Source organism: Sphingomonas sp. 8AM (assembly GCF_902506455.1).
In the GTDB taxonomy this organism is placed as follows: Bacteria; Pseudomonadota; Alphaproteobacteria; order Sphingomonadales; family Sphingomonadaceae; genus Sphingomonas.
This window is the reverse complement of record NZ_LR733844.1, coordinates 894304-908110: the sequence shown is the minus strand read 5'-3', so window position 1 is coordinate 908110 and position 13807 is coordinate 894304. Positions and strand designations below refer to the sequence as shown.

Here is a 13807-nt window from a genome sequence, read left to right as displayed (position 1 = left end):
TTTCTGGGTGTTGAAAGAAGCAGGCCCGGTCCCCCCAAGCTGGGCTGCTCAGGGTTCGTCGAACGGACCGATCACCGTGCCGACGAAGCCGGTCGCCTGCGCGGTGCTGAGGAAGCGCACGTCGACGCCGTCGCGGAGCGTCCTGCGCTGCCCGCCGACCGCATAGTCGAAGCGCATCGCGCCGCCATCAGCGTGCATCGTGAGCGTGAGCGGCTTGCCTGCATCGACCGGCGCGCTGGCGACGAGCGTGTCGGCGTCCGCCCCGGCGCGCGTCCACAGCGCGATCATCGGCTTGCCCTGCACGCGCGTCACACCGAACAGCAGCAGCGAACGATCGTTCTGCACCGCGGCCAGCCCGGCACGGGCGCCGTCCTTGCCCGGCTGGTAGCGCATCGTCACCGAGACGGTCGCGACGTGATGCTGCTGCCGACGCCCGACGAACGACGGCACGCCGGTCAGGTCGCCGAAACGCGCGCCGGGTTGCAGTTCGAGCGCGCCGTTCGCGACGCGGTAGAAGGGCTGCCTGGGCGTGCGAATGCCGATCCACTGCATCGCCAGCCGGTTGCCGCCGAAATCGTCGCTGTAGCCGAAGTCGCCGCTGGTCGGCAGCGTCGGCGTCGGTCCGCCCGGGAGCCTGGGCCGTGGCGCCGTGAACGGGATCGGCACGCCGCGCTCGAGGATATGCGGCCAACCGTCCCGCCACGTCACCGGCAGCAGGAAGGTCTCACGCCCGATATTGTAGAGTCCGTCGGCATAGGGGCGCGTGGCGAGGAAGGTCGCCCACCAGTCGCCGTTCTGCGTCTGCACCAGTTCGGCGTGACCGGCCGAGGTGACGGGATGCGCGCGGTTTGGTGGCAGGTCGCGCTGCGTCAGGATCGGATTGCCCGCATACGGCGTGAACGGCCCGCGCAGGTTGCGCGACCGGAACACGACCTGCGAGTGGTTGTCGCTCGTACCGCCCTCGGCTGCAGTAAGGTAATACCAGCCCTGCTTGCGGAGCAGGTGTGGGCCTTCGATCCATACCGGCTTTTTCGACAGATCGACCCCGCCGTTGATGAGCTGGGTGCTTTCCCCGACCATCTTGCCGACGCGCCAGTCATATTCCTGCACCCAGATCGCGCGGTGCCCGTCATAGCGCGGCGGCTCGGCGGGGGCACGATTGTTGACGATATAGGCGCGGTCACCTTCCCAGTAGATCGACGGATCGATCCCCTCGAACGGCAGCCAGATCGGCTGCGACCATGGCCCCGCCGGGTTCCTGGCGGTGATGACGAAATTGCCACCGCATTCGACACAGGTGTTGGCGATATAGAAGGTGCCGTCGTGGAAGGAGATGTCGGGGGCGAACACCGCCTGCGACACGCGCCGCCCGGTGAAGTCGAGCTGTTCGGGTCGGTCGATCGCATTGCCGATCTGCACCCAGTTCACGAGGTCCTTCGACCGGAATACCGGGAGGCCCGGAAAATGCGCGAACGACGAATTCACGAGGTAGAAATCGTCGCCCACGCGGGTCACCGACGGATCGGGATAATAGCCGGAAAGGATCGGGTTGCGGTAATCACCGGACGTTACGCTTTCGCGCTCCTGCGCCTTGCCGTCGTAGCGAAAGCGCTCGAATCGGGCGACCTGCGCGGTCGCCGCGCTCGCCATCGCCGCTACGCCACATACGGCACCGCACAGCAGCACCTTGCCCCGACCGGTCATGCCCACAATCCTCTCCCGCTATTTGCGTGGCAGAGTAGAGGTTAGCGCTATCATCGCAAGCGCGATCATCGGTCTACTCGATCATGGACGATGATGTGGGGAGGAAAGCTGGATGCCCGACAAGGACTCGAACCTTGATTGACGGAGTCAGAGTCCGCTCTCTTACCATTAGAGGATCGGGCAACAGCGGGGGTGCGTCTATAAGCGTGCGGCGGCGCTGTCAACGCCTGCCTTGCCCCGCATGACGCGACTGTGTAGCTTCAAGGCCAAGCACCGGGGGATCGCAGGGGCGATCCCGGTCCGGCAGATGTAAGAAAGTTGACGGCAATGGTGGATTTTCCCGCCCAATTGCCGCGCCGGCAGGAGATCGCACCTGCCCGTTCGGCACGACCACAGCCGCGCCATACGCGCGGCGCCCCGCGGCATTATGCCGCGCTCGACCTTGGCACCAACAATTGTCGCCTGCTGATCGCACGCCCACAGGGTGACGGCTTTGCGGTCGTCGACGCGTTCTCGCGAATCGTCCGGCTCGGCGAGGGACTCGCGCATAGCGGCGCCTTGTCCGATGCCGCGATCGAGCGGACGATCGCCGCGCTGCGCGTGTGCGCGGACAAGCTGAAACGCCGCAACGTCACACTGGCGCGCTCGGTCGCAACCGAGGCATGCCGCCGCGCGAGCAACGGCGCGTCGTTCATCGCGCGCGTTCTGGAGGAAACCGGCATCCACCTCGACATCATCTCGGCCGAGGAAGAGGCGCGGCTCGCGGTGCTCGGCTGTCATGCGCTGCTCGAACCCGGCAGCGGGCCGGCGCTGGTGTTCGACATCGGCGGCGGCTCGACCGAGCTGGTGCTGGTCGATGCCGACACCACCGTGCCGCGAGTCCGCGACTGGCATAGCGCGCCCTGGGGCGTCGTCTCGCTGACCGAAAGCGCAGGCGGCGGCAACACCGCCGAGGAGCGCGCGCGTGCCTATAAGCGGATGCGGACGTTGGTGGCGGAGAGCTTTGCGCCGTTCGCGGCACGGCTGCCGCGGCCGTCGGCTGTGCCGCGGCTGCTCGGCACATCGGGTACGGTGACGACGCTCGCCAGCGTCCACCTTGGGCTCGAGCGCTATGATCGGTCGCAAGTCGACGGGCTGATCGCGCCCGCAGCGGCAATGCGCTCGATCAGTCAGGAGCTGGCGGGCATGTCCTTGACCGAGCGAGCGAAACTGCCGTGCATCGGGCGTGAGCGCGCCGACCTGGTCGTCGCGGGTTGTGCGATCCTCGAAGGCATATTGGACCTGTGGCCCGCCGAGCGGCTGGGGGTCGCCGATCGCGGTATTCGCGAAGGAATCCTGCGCCGGCTGATGGAGACGGGGGCATGAGGGGAGCCGGAGTCGGGCGGCAGCGGGTCAAGACCGCCAAGCGCCGCACTGCGCAGTCGACGCGCTGGCTGGAGCGGCAGCTCAACGATCCCTACGTCCGTCGCGCCAAGGCCGAGGGCTATCGCAGCCGCGCGGCGTACAAGCTGACCGAACTCGACGAGCGGTTCGGGTTGCTCAAGGGCGTCAGGCGCGTCGTCGATCTCGGGATCGCGCCGGGCGGGTGGAGCCAGGTGGTGCGACGGGCTTCACCGGGTGCGGCGATCGTCGGCATCGACCTGTTGCCGGTCGATCCGATCGACGGCGTGACGATCTTCGAGATGGACTTCATGGACGATGCCGCGCCGGGCAAGCTGATGGAGGCCCTCGGCGGCGCACCCGATCTGGTGATGTCGGACATGGCGGCGAACACCGTCGGGCATCCGCAGACCGATGCGCTGCGGACGATGGCGCTGGTCGAGACCGCACTCGCCTTCGCGATCGACGTGCTGCGGCCGGGCGGGACGTTCGTGTCGAAGGTGTTCGCGGGCGGCGCGGATTCGTCGTTGGTCGCGGAGATGAAGCGCAACTTCACGACCGTGAAGCACGCCAAGCCGCCGGCCAGCCGCAAGGGCTCGGTGGAGTGGTTCGTGGTGGCGCAGGGGTTCAAGGGGCGGGTTGCTGCGACCGACGAGTAGGTCCGGTCGCCCCTATTCACCGGCAGCCCCGTGAGGCCGGCGTCGAGTGGCGGGCGTCGCATTGAAATACCGCGACGTCACCCAATTGGGCCCCGGCCTCCGCCGGGGTGCCGGGTGTGGTGGGTGAATTCCCCGTCTCGAACGTCATTGCGAGCGCAGTGAAGCAATCCAGGGTCGGACAGGACGCCCTGGATCGCTTCGCTACGCTCGCAATGACGGATGCTTACCCCTTCTTCGCCGCAATCCACGCATTCACCTGCTCCTCGAGCACATCGAGCGGCAGCGCGCCCTGCCCCAGCACCGCTTCGTGAAAGCCGCGAATGTCGAACTTCGGCCCCAGCTCGCGCTCCGCCTTGGCGCGCAGCTCGGCGATCTTGAGTTGCCCGACCATGTAGCTGGTCGCCTGCCCCGGCCAGTTGAAGTAGCGATCGACCTCGCGCGAAATATCGGTGTCGCTAACCGAGCTGTTGGCGTGGAAATAGGCGACCGCCTGTTCGCGGGTCCACTTCTTGGAATGCACGCCGGTATCCACCACCAGCCGGATCGCGCGCCACACCTGATTGGAAAGCATCCCGAACTCGGCATAGGGGTCCTTATACGCCCCCATCTCCTTGGCGAGCCGCTCGCTGTAGAGCCCCCAGCCCTCGACATAGGCGCCATAGCCGCCGAACGCGCGGAACTTGGGCAGCCCCTCCAGCTCCATCGCGCGCGCGATCTGGAAATGGTGCCCCGGCGCGGCCTCGTGCGCGGCGATCGCGTCGAGCTGGATCTTCTGCGTCTGGTTCATGTCGACGAGATTGACATAGAAGATGCCCGGCCGCGATCCGTCCGGCGCGGGGCGGTTGTAGAAGGCGGTCGAGGCAGTGCCCTCGCGCCATTTCTCGACCGCGCGCACCTCCAGCTTCGCCTTGGGCAGCCGCTCGAACCATTGCGGCGCGGCGGTCATCATCTGCGCGACGAAGCTGCGCGCATCGCCCAGATACGCCTCGCGACCCGCCTCGGTGTTGGGATATTTGAAGCGCGGATCGGTGCGGACCACCTCGAAGAATTGCTCGAGCGTGCCGTTGAAACCGACGCGCGTCTTCACCGCCTCCATCTCCTTGCGGATCGCGGCGACCTGCCGCAGTCCGAGATCGTGGATCTGGTCGGCGGTCAGATTGGTCGTCGTCGAGTCGCGCAGCCGAACCGCGTAATAGGCCGAGCCCTGCGGCAGCTTCCACGCCCCCCAGTTGCCGGTAGACCGCGGTTCGAGCGCGTCGAGCGTCGTGAACATCAGCTCATAGCCGCGCTTCATCGGCCCAGTCATCGCCGCCGCCGCCGCGGCGAGCAGCCGCTGCTTCTCCGCGTCGGACGCCTTGAGCGCGGTCACCTTCTTGCGGAAATCGCCCATCAGTGCCGAGTCCGCGCCGGCGGTGAACGGCGCGCCGGTCAGCACCTTGCGCGCGTCCGCCCGCACCGGGGCATAGGTCATCTTGAGCGGCACGATCCCCATTTTCGCCTGCTCTCGCATCAGCGCGGCGGTCTCACGCATCACCCGTTCCGAATCGCGGATGCGCGCGACATAGGCGTCGGCATCGGCGACGGTGTCGACGCGGTGGTTGTTGATCAGGAACGCCGGCACCTCGCCCATCGGGCTGCCGTTGGTCGACACCGGATAGCGCCACTTCCGAAACCGGAAGCTGTCGCGTGCGCGCTCCACCTGGTCCTCGAACAAACGGTAGCTCAGCTTGCCGCTCGGCCCGAGCTTCGCAGGCGAGAAGCTGGCGCGCATGTCGCGCAACTGCCGTTCGGACAGGTCGCGTTCGCGGATCGCGGCGGCGTCGGTATTGTCGTCGAGCTTGTCGTAATTGGTCTTGAGCCCGAGGCTGGTCTGGGCCTCCGGGCTGAGCGCGACCCGGGCGTCGAACGCGCGGTCGAGGAAGGCGGTCAGCCGCGCATCCTCTGCGGCGGTCGGGGTGGCGGGGGCTTGCGCGGCGATCGCGGCAGGGGCGGCGAGCGCGAGGAGCAACGCGCGCATCAGTTCGGCCCCTGCCCGGTCGCCGCGGCGGTCGTGGGTGGCACCGGCGGTGTCGCGGATCGTGCGACCGACAGGGCGCGGTCGTACCACGCCGACAGGTCGCGCTTCATCGCCACAAGCGCGTCAGGATTGAGATAGGTCATGTGCCCCGCCGGATAGTAAGTGAAAGACAGATTCCGCTGTTGCGCGGGTTCGAGCATCATATGCCCGAGGTCGTTTTCGGTCCCGAAGAACGGCGTCGCCATGTCGTACCAGCCATTCATCGACAGCACCTGCAGATACGGATTGCCCCGCATCGCCGCCGCCAGATCGATCGCGGTATAGGGGTTGTTCTGCTGCCCGCCGCCACGCAGCGGCGAGTCGTGCTTCCAGTTCCACGTCCACCCCTTCGCGTCGCGCGCCAACAGCCGGTACGGCATGTCGGTCTTGTAACCGAGCGTGTGGGTCGCATAATCGTTGAAGGTCGCGATGAACGCGCCGGAGATCGCGTCCGACGACACGTCGCTCTCGGGCCGCTCGCCCGCCGCGTCGCTGTCGACGCCGACGTAGCGCGAATCGAACCGACCGACCGTCTGACGGGTGCCGCGCAGCAGCTCCTTCTGGAAGCGCGCGAGATCGACGCGCAAATTGCTGCGGATCAGGAAATCGGGGCTGAGTCCGGTCAGCTCGCTCATCCGCCGCGCGACGCTGTCACGTTCCTCGGCGCTGATGTTCTGGCCCTTGGCGAGTGCCGACATATACGGCCCGACCGCGAACTCACGCGCCTGTTGCACCACCGTCGCGACATCTGCCGGACGGTTGGGGAGTCGGTTGTGGTACCAGGCGGTGGCGGCATAGCTCGGCAAATAGTTGAGATAGACCTGATCGAGCCCCGGCTGACGATAGCCGTAATTCATGATCGAGCTGAGCAGCACGACGCCGTTCAGCGCCATGCCACGATCCTGCAACTGATACGCCAGTGCGCCGGAGCGCAGCGTGCCGTAGCTTTCGCCGAAGATGAACTTCGGCGAGTTCCAGCGCCCGAACTTGGTCGAATAGCGCAGGATCGCCTTGGCGAAGGCATCGGCATCCTCGTCGGTGCCGTAGAAGTCGGATGGCCTGGCGTCGCCGAGCGGGCGGGAATAGCCGGCGCCGATCGCATCGAGGAACACCATGTCGGTCTTGTCGAGCAGCGTGTACGGGTTCGGCCCAAAGTCATAAGGCGCGGGGCGGATGAACTCGGGGCTGCCGGTCTGGAGCCGTACCGGCGCGAACGAGCCCATGTGCAGCCAGAAGGTCGGGCTGCCGGGCCCGCCGTTATAGAAATAGGTGATCGGCCGCTTCGTGCCCGGTTTGGTGCCGTCGAGCGTGTAGGCGGTGTAGAACATCGACGCGGTCGGCTTGCCCTCGATGTCGCGGATCGTCAGCGTGCCGGCGGTCGCGGTATAGCCGAGCCGCTTGCCCGCGACCGTTACCGCGCCTTTCGAGCGTTCCTCGCGTTCCTCGACTGGCGCGTTGGCGGTGGCGGCATCGGCCTCCTCCTTCTGCATCTCGGCGTTGCTCTTGGCCGGCCGCTTGTCCTTGTCCTGCGCCAGCGCCGGCATCGTCGCGGCGGCGAGCAGGAGGGCGGCGCATCCGATGCGCATCAGGCGATCCCCTTTAGGTCAGGGATACTGGTGTAATCGTCGCAATGGAAACGATGCAAGCCGTTGTCGTGGCTACGTCATCTTTGCCTCATTCGGCCATTCCCGCGCAGGCGGGAATCCAGACGCGCGGGCCTCCGCAAGGGTCGCAACGTCAGAGGTTCCGGATTCCTGCCCTCGCGGGAATGACGGAGGCGGGCCTAATCGTCCTCATCCTCGAACCCCACCAGCGCCAGCGCGCGCGCCTTGATCTGACGGGTCATGCACCAATGGACCAGCGCCTCCTCGCGGCCGTGCGTCACCCATACCTCGCGCGGCGAAATCTCGCTCAGCGTCGCGGTCAGTTCGTCCCAGTCGGCATGATCGGAGAGGATCAGCGGCAGCTCGACATTCTTCTGCCGCGCGCGCTGCCGCACCCGCATCCAGCCGCTCGCCATCGCTGTGATCGGGTCGGGCAGCCGTCGCGACCAGCGATCGTTGAGCGCCGAGGGCGGGCACATCACGATATGCCCGGCCATCTCCGCCTTCGCGACGCCGGTCGCCGGGCGCAGCTCGCCCAGCGGCACGCCATGCGCCGCATACAGGTCGCACAGCCGTTGGAGCGCGCCATGGATGTAGATCGGTGCGGTGTGCCCGCGGACGCGCAGTTCGGCGATCACGCGCTGCGCCTTGCCGAGCGCATAGGCGCCGACGACGATGCAGCGCTCCGGGTTGGCGTGGAGCCGCGCGATCAATTTGTCGATCTCGTCGCCGGTGTCGGGGTGGCGGAACACCGGCAGGCCGAAGGTCGCCTCGGTGATGAACACGTCGCATTTGACCGGCTCGAACGGCGCGCAGGTCGGATCGGTCCGACGCTTGTAATCGCCCGATGCCACGACCCGCTCGCCGCGATGATCGAGAACGATCTGCGCCGAGCCGAGCACGTGCCCGGCAGGGACGAAACCGATCTCGACGTCGCCAAGCCGGATGCTTTCGCCGTATGCGACCGGGCGGCCGACCTGCTCGCCGTAGCGCGCGTCCATGATCGCGAGCGTCTCGGGCGTCGCCCATACCTCGCCATGACCACCGCGCGCGTGATCGGCGTGGCCGTGCGTGACCAGTGCGCGAGCGACCGGGATCGATGGATCGACCCACGCATCGGCGGGGCGCACGTACAGCCCGTGCGGGTGCGGTTCGAGCCAGTCACCGAGCGTTGTCATGCCGCAACAACCGCGCGCGCGGATCGAAGTTCATCGACGCATCGTTGGTCCTGTAACGTCAAGGAGATAGGCGATGTTCGGCGACGGTTTGTGGAGCTTCGTGGTGATCGCCGGGCCGATCATCCTGGTCTTGGCATTGTTGTTCGCGATGCTGCGCAATCGCCGCCGCACGCCGCATGAGGAAGCCCGCACGGAGCAGGCGACCCGCGAGCTGTACAAGCAGCAATCGGCCGAGGATCGCACGCGGACGCCGTGAGCCGTCGTCATTGCGAGCGCAGCGAAGCAATCCAGGGCGGCTTGGTCCAACCCTGGATTGCTTCGCTCCGCTCGCAATGACGGGTGGCCGGTTGCCCCGCCCGCCCCGCCACCTACATCTCTGACATGCCCGCCCGGACGCCCGATTGACCGCCCTTCCCGCCGTCCTCACCGACTGGTTCGCGCGGCGTAGCTGGCAGCCGCGCCGGCACCAGCTCGCGATGCTGGACGAAGCGCGTGCGGGGCATCACGCGCTGCTGATCGCCGCCACCGGCGCGGGCAAGACGCTCGCCGGGTTCCTCCCGACACTGGCCGAACTCGTCGAGGCCCCCGTCGACGGGCTCCACACGCTCTACGTTTCGCCGCTCAAGGCGCTGGCGGTCGATATCCAGCGTAACCTGCTCGCGCCGGTCGAGGAGATGGGGCTCGACCTGCGGGTCGAGACGCGCACCGGCGACACGCCGTCCGACCGCAAGGCCCGCCAACGGGTCAGGCCGCCGCACATCCTGCTGACCACCCCCGAATCCCTGTCGCTGCTGCTCAGCTATCCCGACAGTTTCACGATGTTCGCCGGGCTCCGGACGATCGTGGTCGACGAAGTACACGCCTTCGCCACCGGAAAGCGCGGCGACCTGCTCAACCTGTGCATGGCGCGGCTCCAGACGATCGCGCCCGACCTGCGCCGCGTCGCGCTGTCGGCGACGGTCGCCGACCCGGACGGCTATCGTGCGTGGCTCGCGCCCGATGGCGACATCGACCGCGTCGCGCTGGTGCACGGCGACGCCGGGGTCGATCCCGATATTGCGATCCTGTTGCCCGAGGGGCGCGTGCCCTGGGCGGGGCATTCGGGGCGCTATGCCGCCGAACAGGTGATGGCCGAGATCGAGACGCACAAGACCTCGATCGTGTTCTGCAACACCCGCAGCCTTGCCGAGCTGATCTTCCAGGATCTGTGGAAGGCCAATGCGATGCAACTGCCGATCGGCATCCACCACGGCAGTCTGGAGAAGGAAGCGCGCCGCAAGGTCGAGAATGCGATGGCGGACGGGCGGCTCCGCGCGCTGGTGGCCACCGCCAGCCTCGACCTCGGGGTCGATTGGGGCGATGTCGATTGCGTGATCCAGATGGGCGCGCCGAAGGGCTCGTCGCGGCTGCTCCAGCGGATCGGGCGCTCGAATCATCGGCTCGATCAGGCGAGCGAGGCGATCGTCGTTCCCGGCAACCGCTTCGAATATCTGGAAGCGCGCGCCGCGCTCGACGCGGTCGAGGCGGGCGAGCTGGATACCGACGTGTTCCGCATGGGAGCGCTCGACGTGCTGGCGCAGCATGTCATGGCGTGCGCCTGTGCCGCGCCGTTCGAGCAGGCGGCGATGCTGGACGAGCTACGTTCGGCCCTGCCCTATTCTGCGCTGACCGATGAATTGTTCGACCGCGTGCTCGGCTTCATCCGCGACGGCGGCTATTCGCTGCGTGCCTATGACCGGTTCAAGCGGTTGACGCAGGACGGCGACGGGAAGTGGCGGGTAAGCCATCCGAAATTCATCGCGCAGCACCGCCTCAATGCCGGGATCATCGTCGAGGCGACGATGCTCAAGGTGCGCTTCCGCAACGGGCGTGCGCTCGGCAAGGTCGAGGAAGGGTTCGCCGCGACGCTGAGCCATGGCGACACCTTCTTCTTCGCCGGCATGAGCCTCGAGGTCGAGAAGATCGACACCGAGGACCTGATCGTCCGCGCCAGCAGCCGTCCGGCGCGAATTCCGACGTACGGCGGTAGCCGGATGCCGCTGTCGACCAACCTCGCCAACCGCGTCCGGCGCTTCCTCGACACGCCCGCGGAATGGCATCGCTTTCCCGACGACGTGCGCGAATGGCTGGAAATTCAGCAGCGCCGCTCGACCTTACCGCACCCCGATCAATTGCTGGTCGAGACCTTCCCGCGCGAGGGACGGCATTACATGGTCGCGTACAGCTTCGAGGGGTGGAACGCGCACCAGTCGCTCGGGATGCTGGTGACGAAGCGGATGGAAACGCTGGGGCTCAAGCCGCTCGGATTCGTCGCCAACGATTATGCGATCGCCTGCTACGGGCTGGAGAAGGTGACCGATCCCGCGGCTTTATTCAGCGCCGACATCCTCGAACATGAGTTCGTCGAATGGGTCGAACGCTCGCATCTGCTCAAGCGCGCGTTCCGCGAGGTGGCGGTGATCGGCGGGCTGGTCGAACGCCAGCACCCGGGCAAGCGCAAGACCGGGCGGCAGGTGACCTTCTCGACCGACCTGATCTACGACGTGCTGCGCCAATATGAGCCTGGGCATGTGCTGCTGGAGGCGGCATGGGCCGATGCGCGCGCGCGGATGACCGATGTCGGGCGGCTTGCCGATCTGCTCGACCGCGCCGCCGACACGATGGTGCATGTCGACCTGCCGCGCGTCACGCCGCTGGCGGTGCCGGTGCTGACGCTGATCGGGCGCGAGAAGGTCGCGACCGGCAGCGCCGACGACGCGCTGCTGATCGAGGCCGAGGCGCTGGCTGCAGAGGCGATGCGCGTGGATTGATTGCGCCCACCGCGAGGCGTAGCGTGAGCTATGGAGAGGATGTTCGCGCTGTTGCTCGCCTGCGCCGCGTTGCCGGCAGCCGCGCAGGAAACGGTGCGGCCGGTTCCGCCGACCGCGCCGGTCGGCGACGACCTCGCCTTTCTGAGTCAGGAAGACCGGATGACCGTGCCGGTGCGGATCGACGCCGCCGGCCCCTTTTCGTTCATCGTCGACTCGGGCGCGCAACGCAGCGTCATCTCCCGCCAGCTCGCCGCGCGGCTCGCGCTCCCGCCCGGCCCGACGGTGCGGATGACGACGATCACCGGCACCAGCACGGTGGCGACGGTCGTGATCCCGTCGCTGGCAGTCAGCACGCTGGGCGCACGCCGGGTCGAAGCGCCAGCGCTGGACGCACACGATATGGGGGCGCTCGGCATCCTGGGCATCGACGCGATGCAGGACCATGCGCTGACGATCGACTTCGACCAGCAACGGATGACCGTGGCGCCCGCCGTCGGGGTGAAGCCGCCGCGGCCCGAGCCCGGTGAGATCGTCGTGCGCGCGAAGAGCCTGTTCGGGCAATTGGTCGTCACCAACGCCACGGTCGCAGGGCGACGCGTGCGCGTGGTGCTGGATACCGGGACGAGCGTCAGCATCGGCAACCTGGCGCTGCGTCGTCTGCTGACGCGACGCGGCGGCGGCATCCCGATCGTGTTCACCAGCGTCACCGGCGACAGCATCACCACCGATTACGCCGCGGTGCCGATGCTGACATTGGGCAGCGCCACGATCCGTGCGCTGCCGGTCGGCTTCGCCGATGCGCGACCGTTCGCGGCGTTCGGGCTGGAGGGCAAGCCGGCGCTGCTGCTCGGAATGGACGTGTTGCGGTTGTTCCGGCGCGTCCATATCGACTTCGCGCGGCGCGAGTTGCGGTTGCTGCTGCCGCGTGACGCCGGCCGCGCCAAGGTGTTGTGAGATATTGCACCCCCGCCGCTTGGCTGCGACGATCGCCGCAACGACGAAGGGGAATGTGAATGCGTAACGTGGCGATCGCGGCCGGCGTACTGACGATGCTGGCGACGGGCGCCGCGGCGCAGACCCGCCCGGACCAGAAAGCGTTCTTCGATCTCTACAAGGAGATGGTTGAGACCAATACGGTCGTGAACGTCGGCAGTTGTACGCAGGCGGCGGCGCAGGTCGGCGCGCGACTGAAAGCGGCGGGCTTCGTCGATGCCGATATCACCAGTTTCTCGGTCCCCGAGCATCCCAGGGACGGCGGGATCGTCGCGGTGCTGAAGGGCAGCGACGCTGCCACCAAGCCGATCCTGCTGCTCGGCCACCTCGACGTCGTTGCGGCCAAGCGCGAGGACTGGCAGCGCGATCCGTTCAAGCTGGTCGAGGAAGACGGCTATTACTACGCGCGCGGTGCGGTCGACGATAAGGCGATGTCCGCGATCTGGGCCGATGCGATGATTCGCTTTCGCCAGCAAGGCTATCGTCCGAAGCGGACGATCAAGCTGGCGCTGACCTGTGGCGAGGAAACCACCTTCGCCTTCAACGGCGCGCAATGGCTGGCGCAAAACCGACCCGAGCTGATCGCCGCCGAATTCGCGCTCAACGAGGGTGGCGGCGGGCGGCTAGACGCGGCGGGCAAGCGGCAACTACTGGCGGTGCAGGTCGGCGAGAAGGCCGCGCAGAACTATACCTTCGTCGCCACCAACCCCGGCGGTCACAGCTCCGCCCCCACCCCCGACAATGCGATCTACGAACTGGCTGACGCGATCAAGGCGGTGCAGGGCTACGAATTCCCGGTGCATTTCACCGACACGACCCGCGCCTATTTCAACGCCACCGCCGCGCGTGCCGACAGCGAACAGGCTGGCGCGATCCGCCGACTGCTCACCGATACCACCGACAAGGCGGCCGACGCGATCGTCAGCCGCGACAAGGTGCTGCATTCGACCTTGCGCACGACCTGCGTCGCGACGTTGCTCAGCGCCGGCCACGCCGAAAACGCACTGCCGCAGCGTGCGACTGCAAACGTCAATTGCCGGATTTTCCCCGGCGAAACCGTTGACAGCACGCTTGCGACGCTCAAGCGGCTTGCCGGGGAAAAGGTGACCGTCACCGCCAACCAGCCGGTCCGACCTACCGCCATCCCGCCGACGCTTGACCCCAAGGTGATCGAGCCGATGAAGCGGATCGCCGCGAAGCACTTTCCGGGGCTGCCGATGTTGCCGATGATGTCGACCGGGGCCACCGATGGCGTCTTCCTCGAAGCGATCGGCATCCCCGTGTACGGCGTGCCCGGCACGTTCGTCGATCCACAGACCAGCGGTGTCCACGGCCTCAACGAGCGGATCCGCGTCGACTCGCTGTACGATGCGCGAGACTATATGTTCGATCTGGTGAAGGTATATGCCGGCTAAGCAGTTGA

The 13807-nt window shown here is 67.2% G+C and carries 10 protein-coding genes and 1 tRNA gene; 6 read left to right on the top strand and 5 right to left on the bottom strand.

All coding sequences use genetic code 11. The features are described 5' to 3' along the window. Positions 1–48: 48 nt before the first annotated feature. Both BACI71_RS04570 and BACI71_RS04565 read right to left on the bottom strand, forming a co-directional pair. Positions 49–1704: a glycoside hydrolase family 43 protein gene (locus BACI71_RS04570; protein ID WP_159755630.1), complete on the bottom strand. Its 1656-nt coding sequence runs from the start codon at positions 1702–1704 to the stop codon at positions 49–51. Positions 1705–1813: 109 nt separating this feature from the next. After that, a tRNA-Gln gene (locus tag BACI71_RS04565) sits at positions 1814–1887 on the bottom strand. Between the two features lie 144 nt (positions 1888–2031). On the opposite strand from BACI71_RS04565, the gene BACI71_RS04560 reads away from it, so the two are divergent. Further along, complete coding sequence (locus BACI71_RS04560) at positions 2032–3069, top strand: Ppx/GppA phosphatase family protein (protein ID WP_159755627.1); 1038 nt, start codon at positions 2032–2034, stop codon at positions 3067–3069. Then, positions 3066–3743: an RlmE family RNA methyltransferase gene (locus BACI71_RS04555; protein WP_159755624.1), complete on the top strand. Its 678-nt coding sequence runs from the start codon at positions 3066–3068 to the stop codon at positions 3741–3743. Before BACI71_RS04560 ends, BACI71_RS04555 begins: the two co-directional genes overlap by 4 nt. 223 nt (positions 3744–3966) lie before the next feature. On the opposite strand, the gene BACI71_RS04550 is transcribed toward BACI71_RS04555, so the two are convergent. The 3 genes from BACI71_RS04550 to BACI71_RS04540 form a co-directional block, all read right to left on the bottom strand. Further along, positions 3967–5760 carry a DUF885 domain-containing protein gene (locus tag BACI71_RS04550; protein ID WP_159755621.1) on the bottom strand — a complete coding sequence of 598 codons (1794 nt, stop codon included), beginning with the start codon at positions 5758–5760 and terminating at the stop codon, positions 3967–3969. After that, positions 5760–7385: a S10 family peptidase gene (locus BACI71_RS04545; RefSeq protein WP_159755618.1), complete on the bottom strand. Its 1626-nt coding sequence runs from the start codon at positions 7383–7385 to the stop codon at positions 5760–5762. Before BACI71_RS04545 ends, BACI71_RS04550 begins: the two co-directional genes overlap by 1 nt. Before the next feature lie 197 nt (positions 7386–7582). Next, on the bottom strand, positions 7583–8581 hold the full coding sequence (locus BACI71_RS04540) for a ligase-associated DNA damage response exonuclease (RefSeq protein ID WP_159755615.1): 999 nt from the start codon (positions 8579–8581) through the stop codon (positions 7583–7585). 73 nt (positions 8582–8654) lie between these two features. On the opposite strand from BACI71_RS04540, the gene BACI71_RS04535 reads away from it, so the two are divergent. The 4 genes from BACI71_RS04535 (at position 8655) to BACI71_RS04520 (ending at position 13799) form a co-directional block, all read left to right on the top strand. Next, a complete protein-coding gene (locus tag BACI71_RS04535; RefSeq protein WP_159755612.1) occupies positions 8655–8837 on the top strand; it encodes a hypothetical protein in 183 nt (60 codons plus the stop codon). Between the two features lie 145 nt (positions 8838–8982). After that, positions 8983–11391, top strand: a complete 2409-nt coding sequence (locus tag BACI71_RS04530) for a ligase-associated DNA damage response DEXH box helicase (RefSeq protein WP_159755609.1) — start codon at positions 8983–8985, stop codon at positions 11389–11391. 30 nt (positions 11392–11421) lie between these two features. Beyond that, a complete protein-coding gene (locus BACI71_RS04525; protein ID WP_236552812.1) occupies positions 11422–12345 on the top strand; it encodes an aspartyl protease family protein in 924 nt (307 codons plus the stop codon). Positions 12346–12404: 59 nt separating this feature from the next. Beyond that, the gene (locus BACI71_RS04520; protein ID WP_159755606.1) at positions 12405–13799 is read left to right on the top strand and encodes a M20/M25/M40 family metallo-hydrolase; all 1395 of its coding nucleotides are present in this window, start codon (positions 12405–12407) and stop codon (positions 13797–13799) included. The last annotated feature ends 8 nt before the right edge of the window (positions 13800–13807 follow it).

Excerpts from the sequence above, each read along its gene's own strand:
- BACI71_RS04570 (WP_159755630.1), bottom strand. The coding sequence starts at position 1,704 with ATGACCGGTCGGGGCAAGGTGCTGCTGTGCGGTGCCGTATGTGGCGTA.
- BACI71_RS04560 (WP_159755627.1), top strand. The coding sequence starts at position 2,032 with ATGGTGGATTTTCCCGCCCAATTGCCGCGCCGGCAGGAGATCGCACCT.
- BACI71_RS04555 (WP_159755624.1), top strand. The coding sequence starts at position 3,066 with ATGAGGGGAGCCGGAGTCGGGCGGCAGCGGGTCAAGACCGCCAAGCGC.
- BACI71_RS04550 (WP_159755621.1), bottom strand. The coding sequence starts at position 5,760 with ATGCGCGCGTTGCTCCTCGCGCTCGCCGCCCCTGCCGCGATCGCCGCG.
- BACI71_RS04545 (WP_159755618.1), bottom strand. The coding sequence starts at position 7,385 with ATGCGCATCGGATGCGCCGCCCTCCTGCTCGCCGCCGCGACGATGCCG.
- BACI71_RS04540 (WP_159755615.1), bottom strand. The coding sequence starts at position 8,581 with ATGACAACGCTCGGTGACTGGCTCGAACCGCACCCGCACGGGCTGTAC.
- BACI71_RS04535 (WP_159755612.1), top strand. The coding sequence starts at position 8,655 with ATGTTCGGCGACGGTTTGTGGAGCTTCGTGGTGATCGCCGGGCCGATC.
- BACI71_RS04525 (WP_236552812.1), top strand. The coding sequence starts at position 11,422 with ATGGAGAGGATGTTCGCGCTGTTGCTCGCCTGCGCCGCGTTGCCGGCA.
- BACI71_RS04520 (WP_159755606.1), top strand. The coding sequence starts at position 12,405 with ATGCGTAACGTGGCGATCGCGGCCGGCGTACTGACGATGCTGGCGACG.